The organism is Flavobacterium anhuiense (genome assembly GCF_004151235.1).
Lineage (GTDB): Bacteria > Bacteroidota > Bacteroidia > Flavobacteriales > Flavobacteriaceae > Flavobacterium > Flavobacterium anhuiense_A.
The window spans coordinates 1-24,295 of sequence record NZ_JUIV01000005.1; the positions used below are offsets into that span (position 1 = coordinate 1).

22 protein-coding genes are annotated in these 24,295 nt (G+C 33.3%); 14 read left to right on the plus strand and 8 right to left on the minus strand.

Features of this window, described 5'->3' with window-relative positions; all coding sequences use genetic code 11:
* Positions 1–110: 110 nt before the first annotated feature.
* The 6 genes from NU08_RS08655 to NU08_RS08680 all read right to left on the minus strand — a co-directional run bounded on the left by NU08_RS08655 (position 111) and on the right by NU08_RS08680 (position 7,642).
* On the minus strand, positions 111–845 hold the full coding sequence (locus tag NU08_RS08655; protein ID WP_129746745.1) for a DUF1223 domain-containing protein: 735 nt from the start codon (positions 843–845) through the stop codon (positions 111–113).
* A gap of 106 nt (positions 846–951) precedes the next feature.
* Positions 952–1,362 carry an organic hydroperoxide resistance protein gene (locus NU08_RS08660; protein ID WP_129746746.1) on the minus strand — a complete coding sequence of 137 codons (411 nt, stop codon included), beginning with the start codon at positions 1,360–1,362 and terminating at the stop codon, positions 952–954.
* A gap of 98 nt (positions 1,363–1,460) precedes the next feature.
* A complete protein-coding gene (locus NU08_RS08665) occupies positions 1,461–2,447 on the minus strand; it encodes an alpha/beta fold hydrolase (RefSeq protein ID WP_129746747.1) in 987 nt (328 codons plus the stop codon).
* Between the two features lie 426 nt (positions 2,448–2,873).
* The gene (locus NU08_RS08670; protein WP_129746748.1) at positions 2,874–3,284 is read right to left on the minus strand and encodes a cupin domain-containing protein; all 411 of its coding nucleotides are present in this window, start codon (positions 3,282–3,284) and stop codon (positions 2,874–2,876) included.
* Positions 3,285–3,685: 401 nt separating this feature from the next.
* Positions 3,686–4,942 (minus strand): retropepsin-like aspartic protease, encoded by a 1,257-nt coding sequence (locus tag NU08_RS08675; RefSeq protein WP_129746749.1) that lies wholly within the window; start codon positions 4,940–4,942, stop codon positions 3,686–3,688.
* Between the two features lie 174 nt (positions 4,943–5,116).
* Positions 5,117–7,642: a hypothetical protein gene (locus NU08_RS08680; RefSeq protein ID WP_242502514.1), complete on the minus strand. Its 2,526-nt coding sequence runs from the start codon at positions 7,640–7,642 to the stop codon at positions 5,117–5,119.
* Between the two features lie 520 nt (positions 7,643–8,162).
* Here NU08_RS08680 and NU08_RS08685 point away from each other — a divergent pair.
* Both NU08_RS08685 and NU08_RS08690 read left to right on the plus strand, forming a co-directional pair.
* Positions 8,163–8,579, plus strand: coding sequence for an OsmC family protein (locus NU08_RS08685; protein WP_095929114.1), 417 nt, complete (start codon positions 8,163–8,165; stop codon positions 8,577–8,579).
* Between the two features lie 210 nt (positions 8,580–8,789).
* Positions 8,790–9,551 (plus strand): alpha/beta hydrolase, encoded by a 762-nt coding sequence (locus tag NU08_RS08690; RefSeq protein WP_129746751.1) that lies wholly within the window; start codon positions 8,790–8,792, stop codon positions 9,549–9,551.
* 380 nt (positions 9,552–9,931) lie between these two features.
* Here the strand turns inward: NU08_RS08690 and NU08_RS08695 are convergent, their stop codons facing one another.
* Complete coding sequence (locus NU08_RS08695) at positions 9,932–10,897, minus strand: hydrogen peroxide-inducible genes activator (RefSeq protein ID WP_129746752.1); 966 nt, start codon at positions 10,895–10,897, stop codon at positions 9,932–9,934.
* A 555-nt stretch (positions 10,898–11,452) separates the two neighbouring features.
* Here NU08_RS08695 and NU08_RS08700 point away from each other — a divergent pair.
* The 12 genes from NU08_RS08700 to NU08_RS08755 all read left to right on the plus strand — a co-directional run bounded on the left by NU08_RS08700 (position 11,453) and on the right by NU08_RS08755 (position 23,449).
* On the plus strand, positions 11,453–13,261 hold the full coding sequence (locus NU08_RS08700) for a type VI secretion system Vgr family protein (protein ID WP_129746753.1): 1,809 nt from the start codon (positions 11,453–11,455) through the stop codon (positions 13,259–13,261).
* 25 nt (positions 13,262–13,286) lie between these two features.
* Positions 13,287–14,816: a hypothetical protein gene (locus NU08_RS08705; protein ID WP_129746754.1), complete on the plus strand. Its 1,530-nt coding sequence runs from the start codon at positions 13,287–13,289 to the stop codon at positions 14,814–14,816.
* A 7-nt stretch (positions 14,817–14,823) separates the two neighbouring features.
* Positions 14,824–15,417, plus strand: a complete 594-nt coding sequence (locus tag NU08_RS08710; RefSeq protein ID WP_129746755.1) for a hypothetical protein — start codon at positions 14,824–14,826, stop codon at positions 15,415–15,417.
* 36 nt (positions 15,418–15,453) lie between these two features.
* Positions 15,454–15,963 (plus strand): hypothetical protein, encoded by a 510-nt coding sequence (locus NU08_RS08715; RefSeq protein ID WP_129746756.1) that lies wholly within the window; start codon positions 15,454–15,456, stop codon positions 15,961–15,963.
* A gap of 15 nt (positions 15,964–15,978) precedes the next feature.
* The gene (locus tag NU08_RS08720; RefSeq protein ID WP_129746757.1) at positions 15,979–16,578 is read left to right on the plus strand and encodes a hypothetical protein; all 600 of its coding nucleotides are present in this window, start codon (positions 15,979–15,981) and stop codon (positions 16,576–16,578) included.
* Between the two features lie 98 nt (positions 16,579–16,676).
* The gene (locus tag NU08_RS08725; RefSeq protein ID WP_129746758.1) at positions 16,677–17,234 is read left to right on the plus strand and encodes a hypothetical protein; all 558 of its coding nucleotides are present in this window, start codon (positions 16,677–16,679) and stop codon (positions 17,232–17,234) included.
* Between the two features lie 124 nt (positions 17,235–17,358).
* Entirely contained in the window at positions 17,359–17,802 is a 444-nt protein-coding gene (locus NU08_RS08730) for a hypothetical protein (protein WP_129746759.1), read from the plus strand.
* A 123-nt stretch (positions 17,803–17,925) separates the two neighbouring features.
* On the plus strand, positions 17,926–18,273 hold the full coding sequence (locus NU08_RS08735) for a hypothetical protein (protein ID WP_129746760.1): 348 nt from the start codon (positions 17,926–17,928) through the stop codon (positions 18,271–18,273).
* A gap of 195 nt (positions 18,274–18,468) precedes the next feature.
* The gene (locus NU08_RS08740) at positions 18,469–18,702 is read left to right on the plus strand and encodes a hypothetical protein (RefSeq protein WP_095931884.1); all 234 of its coding nucleotides are present in this window, start codon (positions 18,469–18,471) and stop codon (positions 18,700–18,702) included.
* A gap of 226 nt (positions 18,703–18,928) precedes the next feature.
* Positions 18,929–19,474 carry a hypothetical protein gene (locus NU08_RS08745; RefSeq protein WP_129746761.1) on the plus strand — a complete coding sequence of 182 codons (546 nt, stop codon included), beginning with the start codon at positions 18,929–18,931 and terminating at the stop codon, positions 19,472–19,474.
* A 74-nt stretch (positions 19,475–19,548) separates the two neighbouring features.
* Positions 19,549–22,194: an McrB family protein gene (locus NU08_RS08750; protein ID WP_129746762.1), complete on the plus strand. Its 2,646-nt coding sequence runs from the start codon at positions 19,549–19,551 to the stop codon at positions 22,192–22,194.
* Between the two features lies 1 nt (position 22,195).
* The gene (locus NU08_RS08755) at positions 22,196–23,449 is read left to right on the plus strand and encodes an McrC family protein (protein WP_129746763.1); all 1,254 of its coding nucleotides are present in this window, start codon (positions 22,196–22,198) and stop codon (positions 23,447–23,449) included.
* Positions 23,450–23,515: 66 nt separating this feature from the next.
* Here the strand turns inward: NU08_RS08755 and NU08_RS08760 are convergent, their stop codons facing one another.
* Positions 23,516–24,259, minus strand: a complete 744-nt coding sequence (locus tag NU08_RS08760; protein WP_129746764.1) for an SDR family oxidoreductase — start codon at positions 24,257–24,259, stop codon at positions 23,516–23,518.
* Positions 24,260–24,295: the final 36 nt, after the last annotated feature.

Here is a 24,295-nt window from a genome sequence, read left to right on the forward strand (position 1 = left end):
TTTTGTTACCGAATTATCTAACCTTTACAGAAATGACAAAAAATGAGAATAAAAAACTTTGCGCCTCCGTGACTTTGCGAGATTAAAAACAATCTGCGTGAAATAAAAAACTAAGCTCTCTTAACTCCCAAAATAGCACCTGAATTCATATCTTGAACAAACCCAATAATTTCAAAATCTTGTGCATTATAATTTTTTGGAAGATGAATTGCCGCTGTTCCTTTTTTGGTTTTGTTTAAATCTACAGATTGCAGATTACGAACAATTTGATAATGCGATAAAACCCGATTCGCATTTTCGCCTCTTTTTACGTTGCTTTTAGCTTCTTTCTGAACAATTGCAATCAATAAACGGCTATTTTTTGAAGTGCCTTCTACATTATAATTTACAGAAAGCGAATTAGCATTTTGACTTGACTCTAGATTTAAACTAGCTAGAGCTGGTTTTGAAAGTGCCGATTTGATTCCGTTTCGCACACTCGTTTCTTGAGAACCGATAAAATCTGTTTTTCCGTTAATGATTACCTGAGGCGTATAAATTGGTTCTTTGCCCATAAATTGAGCGTAATCATATTGTCTTTTAGTAAAATCGGCATTGCTGAAAATATCTTTCCAGCCTTGTTTGTCCCAATAATCGACATGATACGCCAATACATAAACGTTTTTATCACGGTATTCGTTCTGAATTTTCCCTAACAATTCATCTGCCGGCGGACAACTCGAACAGCCTTCTGAAGTATATAATTCTAAAAGCGCAAAACCTTTTGAATTGTTTTGGCTGAATATGCTATTTCCAATCAGAAGAAACAGCATTATAAAGCCACTTAATAATTTTATCTTTTTCATAATTCTAATTTGTTAAACCTAACAGGTTTTAAAAACCTGTTAGGTTTGTTAAGAATGGAGTTTTCGCTTCAACTCATAACTCATAATTTATAATTTAAAACTCTTTTTAAAGAATATTAATCTCAACGTTTATATTTCCTCTAGTTGCTTTAGAATACGGACAAGTCTGATGCGCTTGAGCCGCCAAAGCTTCTGCTGTTTGGATATCAATTCCTGGAAGGCTAATGTTTAATCTTGCCTGAAGAGAATATTCGCCTTCGGTTACACATAAATCAACCTCAGCGTCTACCGCAGTTTCAGCTGGAAGTCTAACTCCCAGTTTAGAAGCCGCAATTCCAAGTGCTCCAATAAAACAAGCCGACCATCCCGCTGCAAATAATTGCTCTGGATTTGTTCCCGGACGCGAAGATCCCGGTGCGCTTAATTTGATATTCAATTGTTCATCTGAACTTTGAGAAGCTCCTTCTCTACCGCCTGTTGTGTGTGTTTTTCCTGTGTATAAAATTTTTGTGCTCATGATTTTTTGTGTGAAATGTTATTTATAAAATGTGATATGTTTATTGGTATTGCAATTCAATTTGGAATTTGGAATTTGGAATTTTAAAAAATTGGAATTTATTTAGAAACATCAATTATCGCTTGTGCAAACGCCTTTGGATCTTCTTGCGGAACGTTGTGTCCGATTCCTTTTAAAATTCTGTGTTCGTATTTTCCTGTGAATTTGTTTGCGTACGCTTTTCCATCCGCGAAAGCGCCATCAAAATCACTTCCTATTGTAATAGTCGGAACTTTAATTTCTGGTTTTGCCGCCAAACGCTTTTCTAGATTATCGTATTTTGCTTCTCCCGCCTCAAGAGACTGTCTCCATCTGTAATTATGAATCACAATTGCTACGTGATCTGGATTATCAAAAGACTGAGCTGTTTGATCGTAAGTTGCTTTGTCGAAGTTCCATAATGGAGAAGCGATTTTCCAGATTAGTTTATTAAAATCGTACGTGTTTTGCGTGTAACCTTGTTTTCCTCTTTCGGTTGCGAAATAATATTGATACCACCATCCTAACTCAGCTGTCGGAGGAAGCGGTTTTAAATTTGCTTCTAAATTCACCACCAAATAACCACTTACAGAAACCAAACCTTTTACGCGTTCTGGCCAAAGTGCCGATACTACAACTGCTGTTCTAGCTCCCCAATCGAAACCGCCAATTACAGCTTTATCTATTTTCAATGCATCCATGAAAGCGATAATATCACTAGCCAAAGCCGCTTGCTGACCGTTTCTAAAAGTGTCTTTTGAGAGGAAAGTCGTTGTTCCGAATCCACGCAAATAAGGTGTGAAAACGTGATATCCTTTTGCTACTAAAATCGGAACAACTTCGTTATAACTATGAATATCGTACGGCCAGCCGTGAAGCAAGATTACTGGCGTTCCGTTTGACGGACCTGCTTCAGTATAGCCCACGTTTAATAATCCGGCGTTGATTTGTTTTAAAGTTCCTAAAGAACTATTTACTTCAATTATTTTTTTCTGTGAAGTCTGTGCTTGAGTGAAAGCTGCATTCATAAAAAGAATAGCGATTAGAATATTTGATAGTGTTTTCATAATTTTTATTATTTGATTAGTTGATTATCAGTTAATTTCTTCGTCAAAGGTATCTTGACAATGCTTGTTTTAAAAGGTAAAAAAAGGTGAAGTGGACAAAGTTGCGGGTGAAATGGACAAGCTTTGTTTTTGCATCGCAAAGTGCGCAGAGGTTTTTCGCAAAGAGCACAAAGATTTTTGAGTTGAAACTAAGTTTTTTTTAAGTTCACAAAGATTTATCTTCTAAACTTTACTTTTTTTGCCACAGATTAAAGGATTAAAATGATTAAAATCTGTGAAAATCAATTTAATCTGTGGCTAAAATTTCAACACAAAACTTTGCGAGCTTAATGTCTACTGACATTCTCCTTAAACAGAACTTCGCGTCCTTTGCGAAAATCCCTTGCGCACTTTGCGTTAAAAAACTACCAGCATTTCAACTTGAAACTATTTCTTCATCGTCAAAATAGGTTTCCCTTTTTCTACGATATAAGTTGCTAGTTCTGATGCTTTGGCATTTGTATTGTTTTTAGCAGAATGAACTACTCCTGCCGGAATAAAAAGCACTTCTCCTGCTTTTAGTGTCACTGGTTTTTCACCTTCAATTTGATATTCTAGTGAACCTTCAACAACGTAAATGACTTCTTCGCCTGGGTGAGAATGTTTTCCAAATGCAGAATGTCCGTCAAAATCGATTCTTGCTTGTACCATTTCTTTTCCTGGAGTGCTAAGATCATGTTTTTGCAAATCGATGCGTTTTACTCCTTGTGCTGTAATCTGATTCGGAACTAAAAAGGCAATGATTCCTAAAACAATAATTGCGATTATAACCCATGTTTTTTGTTTTTTCGTTTCCATAACTTCTGATTTAAATTATTTGTTTTTCTGTTAATTTCTTCGTCAAAAGTATTTCGATAACCCTTCGTACGAAATCAGAAAATAGGTGAAACGGACAAACTTCAGGGTGAAATGGACAGGCTGTAAGTTGTGAATTGTGAGATGTAAAATGAGAGGGATTTTTACCGCAAAGGGCGCAAGGATTTTTAATTATAGGACTTTGTAAAAGCACAAAGAACGCAAAGCTTTGCCTTTATTTCTTTTTGCCACTGATTAAAAGGATTAAAAAGGATTTGATAACCTATATTAACCGAAGCTTTATGAACATTGTGTAAATCTGAGCGCTCTTTAAGGTTAAAATAAAAAATCAGGTATAGTATGTTATTACTATCCTGATTTATATAATTGTTCTGTGGCTAATTCTAATTCTCTAATTTCAAATAATTACCATCAAAACTAATCACGACTTTTTCAAATTGGCCGAGAACATCCTGACCGATATTCCCATAGTTTACTTCGCCATAAACGCCATAATCCTTTGGAGCAATTTCCATTTTTGGAAGCTGAATTGTTTTATTTCCGAGTGATATTGGCTGATCTTTTAAAACCAAAACTTCAGTCGAAACAACTTCTGCACCAGCGCTGGAAGATTTTGTCGTTTCTAAAGTACCTATAGAATCAAGATCGGTTTTGAATGTTTCATAAAACGCTTTATTAAACAAACTTACTTTTGCACCGCTGTCAAAATTAAATGGCAGGGTTTTGCTTTTATACTTCAACATTACAATCGCTCTGAGTTCGTCTACAAACAAGTTTTTTTCGTTGGCACTTGATTCTAATTCTTTAGAAAACGTCAATTTATCTTTTTCAAAAGTAATTGTTCCTAACTCTTTTATTATCGGAAAACCAATAATTCCGTTAATCACATACGCTCCATCTGCAAAAGTAAAAGCCTTATCTGGATATACTAAAAACACTGCGTTATGAATTTTCAATTCTCCTAAATTAATCTCCGACGCAACACCAATACGGACTTTATTTTTCTGTCCTGTAAAACTCTCCACCGAAATATTATGGTCTGGAAGTATTTTAACTCCCATTTTTTTCGCTATGCTTTCTGTAATACAGCTAATTCCTGCCCCAGTATCAAAAACAAAATGAGAGACAGTGTCCTTTGCTTTAACTTCCGTTGTAATCAAACCCGCTTTGTCTTTTACAGCGGCAACAGTAATTTTAGTAAACTTATCTATAGATTGTCGTCTAGTACCTCTAAGCGTCTTCCAAATTTGCTGCGTATTTATTTCATCCTGAAGTTCTTCTTTGGTAAAACGCTGCTGAAATTTCATCGTTAAAACTTTAGAAGCCATATAAGCCGAATTGTAACTAAAGAGTTTGATGTAGTTATCATCTTTCAACTTGGCAAATTCATAAGTATTTATAAGTTCATTGTTTTTTAAACTATCTAAATACTGATTTGATAACTTCGGCTTGTTACACACATTGGCATATAATCCCTTATAGAAATAATAATCTTTACCCTTTTCTTTGCTATTAAAACTGTCCATTTTAGCAAACTGATGCTGTTTACTAAGCTGTTTTAAAATAGAATCCGATTTTGTCTGCCCAAATACTATTTGCACCGCAAACAAAAGACCAAGTAAAAGTTTATTAGAATTCATTTATCTGATTTTTGAATGTTAAATATAAGGAAAATCCGAAAAAAAATTAAAGTTTCAAATTCCAATTCTTTGTCTTGAAATTTGAGTTTTCAAAAATTGAAATTTTCAAAAAAAAATCAGGTTTAGCATTTCTGCCATTCCTGATTTTTTTTGAATTAATTAACCTTCACTTATTTATCTTCTTCCTCTAAAACCTCCACCGCCTCTAAAGCCACCACCGCCAAAGCCTCCGCCATTAAATCCGCCACCACTTCTTTGGATATTCTGAAAGTTTCGAGTTTGCATTTCGCCGCGATCTCTTGAAAAAGCTGAGCGGTCTAGATCTCGTGTAACATCAGGATGACCTGCCTCACCAAGCGGTTTATTTGGTTGTCCAAGCGTTTGATCTGCTTTAGGGAAATTATCACGTTGCATTCCGTCTCCCATTCGGGTTTCACCTCCTAAATTTTGACCAGTTTTTGGCAGATTATCACGCTGAATTCTTTCTCCTGCACCATTGGCACCAAGTCCTTGATTATCTCGCTGAATCCTTTCGCCAGCGCCATTTGCGCCAAGTCCTTGATTAGCTCTATTCTGAATTCCTTCACCCCCTTTTTTAGACGAACCCAAAGTTCCTGCCTGCGTCCAGCCACCGTTTCCATTATTATAATGGCTCCAATTTCCGTTGGCATCTCTTTTATAGACGTGACCGTCGTGACCAGCATAAACATTATTATTGGTATGAATCGTAGTTCCTCCGCCTCTTCTATGTGTAATTACACCTTTATTTCCGCTCGAAGTTTCATAACCAATTGCAGTTCCGCGTCGGGTTGTAATATGACCCGTCTGCGCCCACTGATTTCCGTTTGTAGCTGCAGAATGTCCCCATTGCGCATACGCGTTATGCCCTTGATTGGTTCTCGCATAATTACCCGTCCACGGATTATAAGTGCTTGCAGCCGTGCGTCCGCCATACCAGCCTTGTACGCTTGCAGAACGACCATATCTTCCTGTTGCAGGATTATACCAAGCCGAAGTTCCAGCTGCTCCATAAGGTCCATAAACGCGTCTTCCAGCGGCATAACCTCCCGTCCACGGATTGTAAACCGCTCCTCCTCCATACGCATAAGGCCACGGACGATAAATCGGATACAGTCCGCCGTAATACATATAAGGCGGATAATACCATCCTGTGCCATAAGTTAAGATAGCGCCGAATGTTGCACCAATAATAAAAGCGCCTAAATAACCCGCTGTTGCACTGCTTTCAACCGTTGTATCGGTTGTGGTTTGCGTTACGTACGTAACATTATATACTGGCGAACTTGGCGGAATCGTATAAATTTCTTTCGGAACAGAATCGCATGTTTTCCAAGGTCCGTTAGGACTTGTTGACATAAACCAAACCGCTTGAAAACACAAATAATACAAATCACCCACTTTTATAATCTTCTCTTGCGTATTGCTTGCATATTGCATTTTTGTTCCGTCAATAGGTTTAAACTGAGGCGTTCCGCCATCATACGATACTTTTACTTTTGCCTCAGCATCCGATTTCTTTAAAATAGCCGTTGTCGGAACTTGCGATAACATTACCGCATCATTCGCTTCCTGCGTTCCAGGCACAGAGGACAATACATTCGCACGCGGAGAATCCTTAGGAATTTTAGCAAAATCAGCAGGAAGACTATTACTAGCATAACTCCATGGTCCAGTTAATTCTTTAGACTTAAACCATCTTCCAGACAACAATACATAGTACTGGCCTTTGTTTTCATCGGCAAAAACATCATTCTCGGTATTGTCAATATATAACAATTTAGTTCCTGGGATTTTAACAAACTTCGGACTTCCGTTTATGGCAATCAATTCTGCAGGTTTATTGCTGTAGAAAACCTCTGGTGCTCCACCAGATGAAGGCGGCGGAATCATTTTCTTAACATCATCAAAATTCTGTCCCGAAGGCAGATTGCTCAAACCCGAAGGCAATTGGGTTGTTTTAGTCCATTTGCCCGCTAAATTTTTCGAAGTCAGCCAAATATTCTCCACCAATAAATAATAATCCTTTGTGGTTTTATCAAAAAACAAATCCCAATTGGTATTCACCACATATTGAATATCTGTTTTTTCGACAGGCACCAAAACCGGTTCGCCTTGCACAATAAGCAAAATCGACGGATTGGTACTGTAAAAAATAGTTGGAGGATCGTTTTTAGCTGCAATTCCCTTTGGCGGACTTTTAGTATGACTTAAATCAGCCAAAATGCGATCTACCGAAATAGGATCTCCACTCTGAGGCAGCGTTTCTTTAAACAGCTTTTCCATTTCAGGAACTTTCTTTTTGTCCAGAGCAGGAAAACGTATATCGGTTACTTGAAGATTTTTAATAAAAGCGCTTCGATTGTCTTTGTCTACCAATGTTTCAGCTTTCAAAGAAGCCACGCCCAAAACCTGTTTTCCATCTTTTGGAGTCAGCGAAAAAGCCACTCGCGCTGTAAGTTCTTTAAAATCTTTCCAGTCGTCTACCTGAGGCTGATAATAAACCAATTTCGTCCCGTTGTTTTCAGCTTCACGAGGCCAGCCACGATCGGCAATTAATGTAGAGTCGGCAGTTTCAGACTTTCCAGTTTCAGAACTTGACTGCTCAACATCTTTATCTTTTTTGCAGGAGAACAAAACTGCACTCAAACAAACTCCAAATATTAGAAAAGCATTTCTCATAAATTTAAAAGTTAGATTATTCATTGAAAACTTATTTTCTCGATCGTCTTATAAAATTCTTTCGTATAAAATTAAATTCACCGCATAAATAAAACTACAAATCAGCCACTTACTTTGTTTCACATTATAATTTGAAACCAAATAAGCACCTAAATGCTCGTTCTTTTCTCTAACTGAGATTTTAAATCTGTTTCTAAATAAGTATTATAAAGTCAAGCATTGATATTAATTAGGAGCTGTTTCCTGCTATCCGCTATATCTTTTCCTTGCTAAAGAAGCAAGAAAAAGGATGCCGCTCCTATCAGGGCTAGGGCACTCATTTTCATAAGGAAGTTTTCGAAAAATTATTATTTAAAGTCTTTTGCGTTCTAACCTCAATCAAACCAATACTTATAAATTATTTTTATAAATACTAAAAATTATTAATTTGATTAATAAACACCTTCCCTATACCTTTGTCTCATCAAAATCAAAGAAATGATTTGAACATCTTAAAAAATAACTTAAAAAAATAGAAATCATGAAATTTACAAGAAGAGCAAACGCAAACTGGAAAGGTACAGGAATGGAAGGAAAAGGAACCATCAGTACACAAAGCACCACTTTAGATAATGCACAATTATCATTCAAAACTCGTTTTGAGCAAGGTGTTGGAACCAATCCTGAAGAATTAATCGCAGCGGCACATTCTGGATGTTTTACTATGCAATTAAGCTTTTTATTATCTGAAGCGGGTTTTGTTCCAGAAGATTTAGACACAACGGCTAAAGTAACTTTTGAGGACGGAACTATCACTTTAATTCAGTTAGAATTGACTGGAAAAGTACCTGGAATTTCTGCAGAAGAGTTTCAGCAAACCGCACAAAAAGCAAAAGAAATTTGTCCAATTTCTAAATTGCTGAATACTGAGATTACTTTATCAATCACTTTACTTTAAATAAATCCCAATACAAAAATTCCAAATTCCAAGTACCCACAATCTTGTCATTTCGACGGAGGAGAAATCTCCACAAGATGCTCCACAAAGATTGGCGAATTTCCAGACGTAGTTACTCGCGGAGATTCCTCGTTCCTCGGAATGACAAAACTGTGAGGAAACGGAATTTCAACAAATAATCTAAAATCAACAATCTAAAAATTTATAAAAATGAAAACAATATTTAAAAGCTTTTTAGCATTCGCAGTACTAATTTTTAGTTTAGCATTCACAAACGTAAACGCACAAACTACTCCTAAAATTAAAAATGTCGTATTAGTTCACGGTGCCTTTGCAGATGGCTCTGGATGGCAAGGTTTATACAAGGTTTTGACTAAAAAAGGTTATAATGTAACCATCGTTCAGAATCCGTTGAGTTCTTTGGAAGATGATGTTAAAGCCACAAATTTAGCTTTAGACAAACAAGACGGACCAACAATTTTGGTTGGACATTCTTGGGGCGGAACGGTAATTACAGAAGCTGGAAATCACCCAAAAGTAGCGGCTTTGGTTTACGTAGCGGCTTTACAGCCTGATAATGGCGAAAATTCTGTTCAATGGTTGCAAACTGCTCCTCCAGCCCCTGAAAATGGTGTATTGCCTCCAGACGAAAAAGGAATTGCGTATTATGACAAAGCTAAATTTCACGCTGGTTTTGCAGGAGATTTGAGCAAAGAACAAGCCGATTTTATGTATGCTTCGCAAGGTGCTTTTCATGCGCAAGGTTTTTTAACACCAATTACTAAAGCCGCTTGGAGAACTAAACCTTCTTACGGAATCGTAGCGACTGAAGACAAAAGTATTGTTCCGAGTATTCAGTACGCGATGTACAAACGCTCTAACACAAAAATCACTGAAATTAAAGGTAGCCACGTGGTATTTATTTCTCAGCCAGAGAAAGTGGCGAATGTGATTATTGAAGCGAGTAAATAATTATGAATTATGAGTTATGAATGATTAGTCGCTAGTTTACAACGCCCAGTTTGTCATTTCGAGGAACGAGAAATCTTCGCAAGAAACTCTACAAAGATTGGCGACATTCTACACGGAGCTACTTGCGTGTTCTTCGACTTCGCTCAGAAGGACAAAAACTATAATATTTGTCATTTCGACCGAAGGGAGAAATCTCCGCAAGTAACTCTACAAAGATTGGCGACATTCTACACGGAGCTACTTGTGGAGATTTCTCCCTTCGGTCGAAATGACAAACTGGACGTAAAAATTCCAATTGATTAGGACGAAATTCCAAATAAAAAATTCCAAATTCCAATTACTGTATAGCTTGGAATTTGGAATTTTTTTATTGAAAATTTTTAAAGCTTGCTAATCGCTTTAATAAAATAAGGCGAATCGTTCCAGCGGATTTTCTTATACGAGAAATCTTTTTTTAATGACTCAGGAAGGCAATTCCAGATGGCTTCATTCATTTTCTCTAGTAATAATTTCTTGGAGAAAGAATCGGAAACTACAAGACTTATTTCTCTTACTGGAACAGGTTCTTTGAAAGGTTTAAAAAGTGCGCCTGATTCATTTAAGGTCGAAAGTTTAGGGATAATTGCAAATCCTAAATGAGCTCGAACTAGATTTTTTAAGGTTTCGATCGAATTAATATCGTACGTAAATTGTTCCTTTATTTTATCTGATGTTTTTAGTCCGCAGATGTCTAATAATTGGGCGTTGTAGCAATATTCGTGATGCAGTAATAACAATTCGGTTTTGTCGCCGGGCTGCATTTCGTAAAATTCATCATTCGCCATAGGATGCGTCTGATTTAAATAAGCAACAAACGGTTCTTTAAAAACAACATGTTCGATTAAATTCGGATTTCCTGTTGGCGTAGCCATAATCGCAACATCAATTGCACCCGTTTCCAAATCGCGCATTAAATGCCCCGTATAGCCTTCTTTAATAATAAAATGCACATTTGGCGCCACTTCTTTCATGGCCTGAATAAACAGCGGAATCAAGTAAGGCGATAAAGTGGAAATAATGCCAAGTTTCAACTCTCCTTCCAGCAGATTTTTTTCGTTGATCACAAAATCACGAATTTCATCGACTTCGCGAAGTATCTTTTTGGCTTTATTAATAATTTCAATTCCTAAAACGGTTGGTGTCAACGGCACTTTATTTCGATCAAAAATCTTAATTCCGATTTCTTCTTCCAGATTTTTTAACTGAATAGTAAGTCCGGGCTGCGTTACCATACAAACTTCGGCAGCTCTTGCAAAATGCCGTTCTTCGTCTAAGGCAACAATATATTTTAACTGCTGAATGGTCATGTTTTCTAGTTTCTAAGGTACTGAGATGCTAAGATACTAAGTTGCTGCGTTTTTCTTTTTAGTTTCTAATGAAAAACTTTGTGTTGGTTATTTCTGAATTATGTTTTTTAAAATAGACTAGAATAACAAAAGCGATCATAAACGGATCGCTTTTGTTGTTTAATGATAAGGATTTCTCAAAATACCCTATTCTATTACTTTTTTGTCTTTTAGAGGTCTTTGTTATTATTTCTCCCTGTCTATATTTACCATAATACCGCACTAAAAATACTGCGCATATACCAGCAGTAAATCCAACTACATTTTAGAAATCCCATTATTCTCCTCTATATCAAAATAAAGGATCGCAAAACTATTGCATCAAATTAACCTAAAACAAACATAATGAGCTTCCTAGCAAACTATAAATCAACAAAGAAAATGTAACAGCACGATCAAATTCAAACGCTATTATCAATAGAACTTACTGCCAAACAATTGGCTTTTGACGATGTCAAATTCTTAAAAAATAGATTTCAATTTAACCAATCAATACCTTATTTAAATTTCTAAAAAATGTCAAAATTCACAGAACAAGTACATATCACTATAGAAGGCTTTACCCAAAATGTTATCTATTACAATCTTGAGCTTTCTCAAAAAATGGCAGCCCATCACCATTTTTCTTTCTTTTGGCAATACACAGGAAAACCTATTATTGCCCCACAAGATCAGGAGAAAGCTTTTAGCAATTACATTGGCAGCGAGGTAATTTTCACCTTCAAAGTAAACGGAATACGCTTAATGTCTAAAGGCAGAATTACAAAATTAGGTTCTATCGATCTGCACGGAAGCCCTGCTGGATTACATGTAACAGGAACAAGTCATACCATTGCTCTTGATGATATGCCAAAATCCAGAATCTTTCGCGAGAAGAACCTCCAACAGATTGGACTTGAGATTTTTGCAGAAGAAAATTCAGGAGAATTTTATCAGAGAGAAGCCATTGTGCCTACTTATACAAAAGAATTCAGTTTTAAAACGCAATACAACGAAACAAGTTTTAATTTCCTTAAACGCCTTTCTGCACGTTATGCCCAATGGTTTTATTTTGACGGAATGCGTATGCAGTTTGGTCAAATTAAAAACACCGAAATAAAACTTATAAACGAATCTTCGCTGCATAACTTTAGCATCGAAGCTAATTTGGTTTCACATAAAACTTCGTTCAGCAGTTATGACTACAATAGCGCTTCTAGTATAAAAAATGGCGCAGAAAAAACCTCTGAAGGAAGCCGAGACCGATTTGCCACGCTAGCTGTTTTTAAACAGCCTTATATTGTAAGACCCGGACTCGAAAACGGCGCATATACCAGCAATGCTCAAAACAAGGACGAGATTGACGAAATGGTGAAAATGCAGACCGCAGGACGCGATGCCAACAGCATATTCTACAGTGGCACCTCCTATTTGCCTATAGGTTTGGGACAGACTTTTTCTATTGAAAATAAAAACGTAGAACACCATTTACTAGCAGTTGAAATTATTCACTGCTCTGAAGTAAACGGAAATTATACGTGCAAATTTAAGGCAATTCCTGCCGATGTTGCAGCACCGCACTACACAGACGTAAATGCATTTGCTTCTGCCGAAAGCCAGCCCGCAATAGTAATTGACAATAATGATCCCGAAAAAATGGGACGCATAAAAGTGGAATTCTTCTGGAATGGCTGGGCAACTAAAAGCGATTGGATGCGTGTCGTTCAACCTTATGGAGGCTCAGACAAAGGACTTTATTTCAGACCCGAAATTGGCGAAGAGGTTCAAGTAAGTTTTGAAGCCAACAATGCGGAACGCCCGTATGTTTCTGGCACCTATTATAACGGAAAAGAAATGCCCGATTTCTTTGATACCGAAAACCGAATTAAAGGCTGGAAACTCCGTTTTGGACAGCTTTTCAAGTTTATTGAAAAAGTGGGCATCTGGCTTTCTGACCCGAGTGGGAATGAAATTCATTTAAATGAGGAAACTAAAAGCACAACAATCACTGTACCTGAAACACTAACGCTTAACTGTAAAAATCTAATTATAAATGCTTCCGAGAGTATTACAACTACTGCGGGAATGAATATTTCTGAAAATGCTACAGTAGATAAATCTACAATGGTTGGCGGAATGCTACATACTAATGTTACTGGCAATAGTATGTTTTATGTTGGCGGTAATCATGATGAAAATATAGAAGGTAATTTAAATTCAGATGTCAAGAAGGACAAAAATTATATTGTTGCTGGAAAAGATACTTCAAATAGTGAAAATGGACATGAGTTTCATTCCGATAAAACTATAAAAAATAATAGTGCTGAAGATACGAGACAAAATTAATTGACAGAATTAGTAACTAAAAATTATGACTAAAACTAGACGTGTCGGTGGTAATGCCACTTATAATGTAAGGGGAACTACAAGAATTTTTGCCAACGAAATAGAAATAAACTCCAATGGGCGCATCGATTATTATGCGCCCGAATATACTTATGGAGAACCTGAACCAAGACCAGTTAAAGAAGAACCTGAAATTGCTTTTGCAGGCTGTTGGACATCGGATTATGAGGGAATGAGAAATTTGGAAAAGGATGCCACTAAGTCTAGGTCAAATCTCGGAGAAACGGTATACTATCAATTAACTGTAAGTAATGATATACCAATTGGTACAAATATAACATTTAAGCTTTGGGATGAAGATTATGGAGATAGCTTAAAATGGCTTTTGTCCGACGATGATACATTTGACGGTAAAAAAGTTTATCGAAATGCCGTTGTAAGAGAAGTAAACGGAACTCATAAAATGACAGTTAAATTATTTCTCAATCCAAAATGGTATGATGATTTAGTGGCTGACCTTGGACGCTTTAAGAATGGCTGTCTAGACTTTTATTGGACCTGGGAATATAATGGTAAACCCTGGACTTCAAATACAAATATACTTAATGTATATCCTTCAAAAACTACTTTGTTTATAAAGCCAGCTTATGAAGGTTATGGTTTTCCAGAAATTAGAACTGCAGACGGAGAGCTTATTGTTTTCTCTGCAGGAATCGTAGCGACTGTAGAACCATCTAAAGAATTAGAAAAAATAATGGATACTATTCTGGATGACATTCAAAATAATGCCATTACAGATGTTCGCGAAAAAATGGTCAAATACAGCGATAAACTGAGGTATTCTATAGCGGTTAATAAACTTAAAAAAGGATATCTAGTTAACAATTTGGGCAAAATAGAATTTAGTAAAAGGCTTTATACCAAACCGGTATTTGATAACAGCGGTCAACTTTATGAAATTACCCAAGCAGTCAATTTTGGTTATAGAAAAGAAGGAAAACTTATAACAACTAAAGGAATAAGTCAATTGGATTATTTTAAACAAGTTGGGGTTCGTAATGCTGTTTTAAAAAATGTAGAAAAACTAGATTATGTCTTGCAAACTTTAGATCTATTAAGTTTTGCAATGGATGAAAAAAAAGTAGAGACCATCACTACCATGTTTGCTCCTTTAGACTTTTTAAATGCTATTGTTTATCCAAGCATAAGCAAACCTATTGAAAAAGTTTGGGATGGAATGGTTGTAGACGCTGTTGAACAAGCTAAAGACAATGGTCTTAGAGGCATATCTGATCTAGCAGTAGCAAAATGGTTTAGCAGAGATACATACGGTGATTATCAATATATTAAAATAAACCAAGATATGTTAAATAATTTATTGAAAGGAAAATATAAGACACTAAAAGATTTAGAAAATAATCTAGAAAATTTTAGAAAATCAATTAATAATTATGATTATCAAACTAGTTTAATTTATACTGTTTTTTATTATACAAAAAAAAACGTGGAAATAGATGAAAAGATAGCATATATAGAGACCATTTTTATAAACTAATTCAATTATGAAACATACCTATATCATTATTATAATTTCTCTATTATTTTTTTCATGTGAATCTAAAAAGCCAATTGAGATTAAACAAACTACTTCTAAGGAAATGGTAACATTTGAAGATAATTTTATGGATCGTAGACAAATAAAAGATAGTATTCGGATTAGTTTTCCGATAGAATTTAAAATAGAAATTAATTCTTCAATTGAATATATTGCATGGATTTATCGAGTTAATAATAAAACTCTTGAAAAAGATTATTTCGATTATGAAGTTTATAATAAACATAACAAGACAAAGTCAATACGCCAATTAGATTTTGATAAACCAGTCAATAGTGCATCAATAGATATCATTGTAAAAGAAAGAAATCATTTAATTTCCAAAAAAGATGCTCAACAAGTATTGAAAAAATACCACATAAATAAATCACTAGATAATTTAAAACCTACTGACACGATAAAATTGGTAGCTTATGATAAGTTTAGAGAAGAAAACAAACTAATCATTCAAGAGCTTAATAAGATTAGTGATTCCATTCATTTTAGAGCTATGAAAAAGGATGGAAGTTTTTTCTATGTAAGCAAAAAAATCAATTGGTAAAAATCAAAATAATGAGTAAGTCTACTTGATTGTATTGTGCAGGTTGGAGCTGTTAATGCGCTATTAAAAAATGCAGAAAAACTAGATTATGTCTTGCAAGCTTTAGATCTATTAAGTTTTGCAATGGATGAAAAAAAAATAGAAACAATCACTACTATGTTTGCTCCTCTAGATTTTTTAAATGCAATTGTTTATCCAAGCATTAGTAAACCTATTGAAAAAGTATGGGATGGTATTGTGGTACATGATGTTGAACGGGCAAAAGACATAGGAATTCGAGGTATTTATGAGTTAGCGCGTTCTGAAATGTTTAATACAGATAGATATGGGGACTATAAGTGTTTAGAAATTGACCAAAAAATATTAGATAAATTATTAAAGGGTGAAATCAAAACTTTAAAAGAGTTGACCGATTTAAAAGAGAAACATTATATAGAAAGTAATTATGACAAAAGTAAATTTATATTCACCTTATTGCATTACACAAAAGAAGATGAAAACACCCATAAATATTTAACATACGTAGATACTATTTTTATAAACTAATAAACAAACAGAACCATGAAAACAAGATATAGATTTTCACTTTTAATTCTCTTGGCATTATTAGTCTCTTGTCAAACTAAAAAACCTATAGAAATCAAACAAATAGATTCAAAAGAAATGGTAACACTTATACCAAGTTTGAAAAATCCTTCAATGAAAGACAGTGTAGTTTTAAGTATTCCTACTGAATTTAGAATTATTATAAATTCTTCGAATGTGGGTTACATAGTTTGGCGTTATCGTGCAAATGGGAAAGTTTTTCTAGACGACATTACTGATTATCAGGTTTGCAATAAAAAAAACAAATTAAAACTAATTTATAATTTAAATTTTGATGAAATTCCAAAGGACAATTTTATCGATATAATTATTAAAGAAAGAAATCGTCTAATTTCCAAAGCTGAAGCTTATAATTTACTTAAAAAGTATAAAATTAATAAATCAATTGATCATTTAAAAATTGGTGACACTGTAAAATTAGTAACGTATGATAAATTTAGAATTGAAAACAAGGATATAATAAATAGTTTAAATAAAGTTCAAGATTCAATTGATTTTAAGGCAATGAGAGGTAAGGATGAGAATTTTTATACTTCAAAAAAAATTAATTGGTAAAAAGCTACGTAAAATTTATCATGCTACTAAGCAGAATTAACAACAATTCGGCAAAATATCGTAACACATTTTGCAAAATAAATTAAAGACTAAAAAATATGAAATTTATAATTGTATTCGTGTTTTTAACACAACAGTTCGTTTTCTCTCAACAAAAAGATATTGATTTCTCACCCTTAAATAAAGAGAATTTTCAAGTTAGACTTAACTCAGTAACTTATAAGTTTTCTGTTCTGGCTAGTAAATATAAAAACCGTTATGATCTCGCTCGAGACACAATATTAAAAGAAGGAAATTACATAATTAAATACGACGATTTTTTTACAAAATTTTCAATAAATAAAGCTGGCAAAATTGACGGAAAACTTGATGAAAAGTTTATGAAGAGTGGTGAAACATATACGATTAAATACATAGTGACAGATGGTTTTGTAGATAAAGCTACTTTATATGATTTTAAGAATAGTTTGATTCATGACAGTGATGTTTATTATTGCGGAGACATTATTGAAATAGTTAGAATTACAGCAAATGGTGAGAAAACAATAACAATTGAAACTCCCCACACTACGGAAATTAGAAAATATGATAAAAATGGCGCTTTTTTAGATGAAGAAATATGGAATAAAGCAGGGATAGGTGGTCCTAATAAATAAATTCCCAAGATTAATAATAAACAAAAACACTTAAATTCCAGTTTGATAACCCGTTGTGCTAGTAGATTAAAATAATGATGTACTTGTGAACATGATGTTCACGCAAATGATATTAATAAAAACAATGATTACAGAGAGAGAAATTGACATATTGAAAAAATCTATTCTACTTATTAATAGTTTCGAAGACAATGTTAATAATATAAATTCGGGAAAAGAATTTATTTTTATTCACAATCGCAATGTAGAAACAATTGAAAAGATAGCCACTGATCGTAACTCAGAATATCTAACAACAAGACTAGAAGAATATCCAAACATAACGGCTGCACAAATAGATGAATATATTAAAATTCAGAAAAACGAATTTAGCCTATTAAATTTTTTGCTAGTCTTTCTGTTTGGCATCTTCATCGGTTTATATTATATCCTTTTTGAAAGATTTTTAAAAACAGGAAAAATTACTGGCAAGCAAATAAAATCCAAAGTGTCAACAATAATAGAAGTTAATACATATATCCTAGAAGTCATAGAAAATCCATATATGGAAAAGTTGCGTTTAAAATAAAGGAGCTTATATTTTTCTTGCTAAAATAAACATACTTACCTAGAGCGATTTAATCCACGAGTTTCATTCTGATAAGGATATCAAAAACAACAGTAGTGAGAAAACAAGACAAAACTAACTAAGATGGCAATAAAAACAATCTGCGGTATTACCATAATGGGAAGCATTGGCAATTGCAGTTTTCATAACTCCAAAAACAGCGCTCATTTTTCATTGAAAGACAGCAATGTTAGTTATCGCGATCCCTATGGAAATTACATGACCAATCATGCCTGTCATATACGAATTAATTTCGAACTTTTTAGATTAGAAAAAATGGGCGATGAAATTAGAAAATCAGATGGTAGTCTAATTATCATGATGCCAAAAGAACAAATAGAAGAAATTGCCAACAAAACCTTTTATGCAGATGGGCAGTTTCATGCTATAGATTTTTTAACCTACACTATAACCGAGGAAAAACAATTTTAAGAATTATACTACTTTTAATACTATTAAACCAACTTCTTTTTTAATATATTTGCGCTTCCTAAATTACAGAATTATGATACTTAAAAAACTTCTTGCCCATGTGGTATGGTGGCGGCATTGGAAACAACCGTAACGCTTCTGTAAGCGTAGGACACCTAAGCTACATGGGTTTTATATTTCCTAAATTACAGAGTTATGAGTACCAAAACCCTTTCAAAAGAAGCCGAAATCGGTCTAATGAATTTCTTCAACGACAGAATTGACCCACTCGATATGGCGAGAGCCATAAGACAGGTAAATCTAACCCTCGCATTGGGCGTTCTAAACGATCAAGAAAACATTCAGCTAAACGCTGCCAAACTTGGAGACAGCTTCTATTGGCTCAATGAACTAGCCGAAATTTTAGATCCTTATCTGGATTTGGAGTAAAGGTTTATTCTTTTTTGAAAAAATTAAAACCCTTGGTCTTCGAAAGAAGATTGAGGGTTTTGTTTTTTTTTGTTTTATTTAGGGAAAATACCGTGTAAATACTCATTATTCTGTTTCATATTATTATTAGAATTGCTAAAAATATTATGACAGTTTACGGATTTCCATAAAAATAACATCCACAAAAGAAAAATCTTTGTACAAACAAGATAAAAACATTTAAATTATGAAAAATCTACTTTTAACCAGCTTAATTCTATTTTCTATTTTTTCATATGCTCAAAAAGAGAACATAGAATCTACAACAAGACAATTTATCGATAAAGCTCAATTTACTCGAATCAACAAAGATTGGAACACAACAGCTGAATTTAAATCTGGAATTGGTGAAGTGGTAAACTTTTATCCAATTGAAGTTATTGACTTGAAAGCAGGAACAAAAGTAAATGCTTTGCAAATAGATATGTATATTAAAAACCCTGATATTTATAAAACAGCCTGGATTGGCATCGATGAAATTGAAGAATTTATAAATTTTGTAGAAGATAATGTTATTCCAAATCTTGACTTAAAACTTAAAGACAAATCTTCTGAATTTATTTTCAAAGCAAAGGAAATGACAATGTATTATTTTGTTAATGAAAGAACCAGAAGAATCACAATAAAACTGAATAGCTACGATAATGATAAAATTTTAAATTATACATTTTGGACTGAAACTCAGGTTGATAAAATCCCTAAGCTTTTGACTGTTTTAAAGAAAATTAAATAGTCTTTAATAATTGATTATTATTGTATAAACAATTATCTTTTTAAAAGTAACCATCGATTTCAATTATCTCTATAATGACAAAAACTTTACTTACAAGAATCAGTATTTTAAGCCAATATAATTCTATAAATAGAACCATCCTGTGGGGAGATCCTGCTAGTAATCGCTGGGATAATATATATGGACAACTAAAAGAAAATGATAACGCAATTTTTATTTCAAATGATAAATTACTTATAGGAAAAATAAGTGAAGTTAACTATGGAAAGAGTTTATTATGTATAAATATTGAGGAAATTAATTGCCAAAATGATCAATTTCTAAGACTAAATAGTGCATACCCAGAACTTATTTCAAGGGTTAAGGCCAACTTTCAGCCTTTCATCCACCCTTTACAGTTAGATCTAAATCAGCTTATAGCCGATGCAAAAAAACAAAATTTCATTAACTTTTACATCTTATCATCACAAGAAAAATATAATGCATTATCTCAAACTTTTAAAGAACATGATCGTGTTGTTATATTGGATGTTAATTCTGGTTTTCAAAATGTTAAAAGTAATTCTAAAGAAGGCTTAATTGACTTTCCAAAAGAATTAGACATTAACATCAGCATAGAAGGACTGTTAATTGATGAAGTACTTCAGAAAAATAAAAACTATAAACGTAAAAGTCTTAAATCGAACAATGTCTCAAGGATAGAAAAAATAAAAAAAGAGATTAATGATAATGGAATATTCAAGTTCACCTCTTTCTTTACATATCATGATACCTTATTCAACAAACGTGTTTATCAGAAAAAAGATGGGAAATCTAAATTGAATGTAGTTGATTTAAATGATAACGAATCTATTTTTAAAGTTTCAATGAGTCCAAAGGATATTGATGATAAAGCCTTTACTTACTTTAACGACAACTATTTAATCATAGTTCATAGTCAAACTAAAGCAAAAGGAGTTTCGTCCCAAACGCAGGGAGAGACATTTGAAAAAGAAATGAAAATAGGAGATTACTTCTATATGTGCAGAGGTAACAGCAATTTAGAAGTAATAGGCAGAATAACAAGCGATGCTACCTATTGTGAATATGAGGATTATGGTGATGATGGCTGGCTACAGCGCTCCTACGAAATTATTTCGGAAGCAATTAAAGAAGAGCCTTATAATGATGATAAAAAATGGTGGACACCCAATGATAATTCTACATGTATTATCATACCTACTAAAGAAGTAAAAGAAGCAAATGCCAAATTATTCATACCCTATTTTGATACTCAATTTGAGCTAAAAAACAATATTATGACAAGCACAAATATAAATAAAATTATGTCTGAAAATTTAAACCAAATTCTTTACGGCCCACCTGGAACTGGAAAAACCCATAAATTAAAGCATGATTTTTGTTCGCAATTTATTGAGAACAGTAAAGCTATTTCAAAAGAAGAGTTTTTAATAGAAAAAATAAGCAAATTAACTTGGTGGCAAGTTATTGCACTTACATTATATGTGGAAAACAAATTAATGTCAGTTCCACAAATCAAAGAACATCAATTTATAAAAATAAAACTTAATGCTTCCAATACTGAAAGTATTGACCAAACTTTATGGGGACAACTTTCACAGCATACAATAAAGGAGTCCAAAACGGTTGACTATACAAAACGTACGGATCCACTAATTTTTAATAAATTTTCTAATTCACTTTGGAAGATAATTCCAGAAAAAAAAGAACTTATTACTGATATATGCGAATTAGGTAATGAAATTAAAAATTTTAAAAATAAACGAGAAACAAAAAACAACTTTGAGTTTGTAACCTTTCATCAATCCTTTACATATGAAGATTTTATAGAGGGAATAAAGCCAAGATTAAATGAGGAGAATCAAGAAAATTCTGATTTAAGCTATTTTGTAAGAGATGGTATTTTTTACAAATGTTGCGATGAAGCTGCTAAATTAGCGGGTTTTTCAAGTTTATCAGACTGCATTTTAAATTACACTAAAGATCAAAGAAGAGAAAAATTTAGTGGCGCTTCGCCTTTTGGATTATTCATTGACGAAATTAACAGAGGAAATGTTTCATCAATATTTGGTGAATTAATTACACTTATCGAATCAGAAAAAAGACTAACCCAAGATGAAATAATTGTAAAACTACCGTATTCTGAAAGATATTTTTCAGTACCTCCTAATTTATTTATCATTGGTACCATGAATACAGCAGATAGAAGTATTGAAGCTCTGGACACAGCTTTACGAAGACGTTTTTGTTTTGAAGAAATGCCTCCTCTTTACGATTTAAAAGACTTACAAAATAATATTTATGGATATTCAGCTTCTGATATACTTCAAACTATTAATTTAAGGATTGAGAAACTACTGGACAAAGATCATAAAATAGGGCATTCTTACTTACTTAATAAAAATGAGAATTCAATAATAGAATCCTTTTATAAAAATATTATTCCTTTATTACAAGAATATTTCTTTGGGGATTACAATAAACTAGGTTTAGTACTAGGAAAGGGATTTGTTCACTTACAAGAAGAGAAAGCCTCAACAAATATTTTTGCTGATTTTTATGATGCTCCAGATGATTTCGACAACAAAAATATTTATGAAATTATTGATTACAGAAAAGACAAGGAGATTATATTTAAAGATAAACATGGAGAAATTATGAGTTTTGAAAAAGCTCTTAAAATTCTAATGAATAAATAGTTTGGCTGAAATAAAAGAAAATATTGTTGTATTTGAACATGAAACTCTTCGTTTTGATAAAGGTGAAAAGAAAATCACCAAAGATCAATTTGAAGCTTTAGAACGTTATTATGGTAATGGAAAACCTTTTTATAAATTGGTCTACAATGGCGTTCAATTTAATGAACATGTTGGCGTTATTCAAGTTGGTAATACATTAATAGAAGTATTGCCAAAGGCAGACAAAATTCCTCACTCGAAAGAAGAAGACAAAAAATGGCGTAATTTATTAATTGGAATGCTAAGGACTGTAGGAAGTTTTGATATAAAATCTACGAGTAACAGCAACCTAAAAATAAAGCCTAATACTATTCTTGATTTGTATTTTGAATTATTTATTAAAGAAATAGAATATCTATTTCATAATGGATTGGTCAAAAAATATAGAAAAAAAGAAGAAAATATTACTACTTTAAAAGGGAGTTTACAGTTTAGCAAACACATTCAACAGAATCTAATTCATAAAGAACGTTTTTATGTTCGTCATTCTACATATGATGTTGAACACACTTTACATTTCATTATTTATAAAGCTTTAAGATTACTAAAAAAAATCAATAGCAATAATGACTTACACAGTCGAATTGGTGTTTTATTATTGAATTTTCCTGAAATGCCAGATATAAAAGTTTCAGATTCTACTTTTGAAAAATTAATATACAATAGAAAAAATAAGCATTATCAAATAGCCATTGAAATTGCAAAGTTATTACTTCTCAAATATCATCCAGATGTAACCAAAGGAAAAAACCATGTCTTGGCTCTGATGTTTGATATGAATCTTTTATGGGAACAATTTATATATGCAAGCTTAAAGAAAAACACAACTGATTTCATTAAAGTAAAAGCGCAATCGTCAAAGTTTTTTTGGAAACCTCAAAATGGCAGAAGAACTGCAATAAAACCTGATATCTATATTGAAACTTATGATGGAAATATTGTATTAGATACGAAATGGAAAAATCTAAATGGTTTTAACCCTTCTCCAGATGACTTAAGACAAATGTACGTCTATCATGAATATTACGATGCTAATAAAGTAGCTTTAGTTTATCCAGGAGATAATAAAAATAGTAAAGCAGGAGTATATCTAAAAAAAGATGGCAAACATGATAATAAAATATGTAGTGTTGTTTTGATTAATGTAGAAGATCAAGTATTAAAATGGCAAGAAGAAATTAGAAGAATTATTAAACAATTTATTAGTACAAAATAGATTTTTATAAGAGAAAGAGCTTGTTTTCTACAAGCTCTTTCTCATTCATCAAAAATTCAAAAAAAATCACCCCAAACTCATCCCACCATCCATAATAACATCAGCTCCAGTCATAAACACCGCAGCTTCACTACTCAAATACGAAACCATTTTAGCCACATCTTCTGCCCTTCCCATTTGTTTTAGCGGGACTTTTTCTACTACCACATCCATAATGCCTTTTACGGTGGTTTCGTCTAAACCTACTTTGTTCATGACTTCGGTTTGGGTTGGTCCTGGGCTAACCGAATTAACACGAATCTTTCTTGGCGCTAATTCTAAAGCTGCCGATCTCATAAACGAATTCAAAGCCGTTTTACTCGCCGAATAAACCGAAGATCCTGGACCTGGCATACTCGCAGTATTCGAAGAAAGAAATACTACCGAAGCGCCATCTTTCAAAATCGGGATAAATTTGCTTAAAGTGAAAAAAGCGCCTTTTAGATTCACATTCATAATATTGTCGTACAATTCTTCTGTGGTTTGTTCGATCATTCCTAAACCTGCGATTCCCGCATTGATAAACAAAATATCAACCGAAACGAAATCGGCTTTTACTTGAGCTGCCAGTTTTTCAATATCTGAAATATTCGATTGATCTGCTGTAATAGCTGTAACGCCTAGTTCTAAAGCTGCTTTTTCTATGGCTTCTTTTCTTCTTCCTGTAATAATGACGTTTGCTCCTTGTTCTTTTAATTGTTTGGCTGTTGCGTAACCTATTCCGCTGTTTCCCCCTGTTATAACGGCTGTTTTATTTTTTAGATTTTCCATCTTTTTGATTATTTAAAATTTATTTAGCAAATTTAA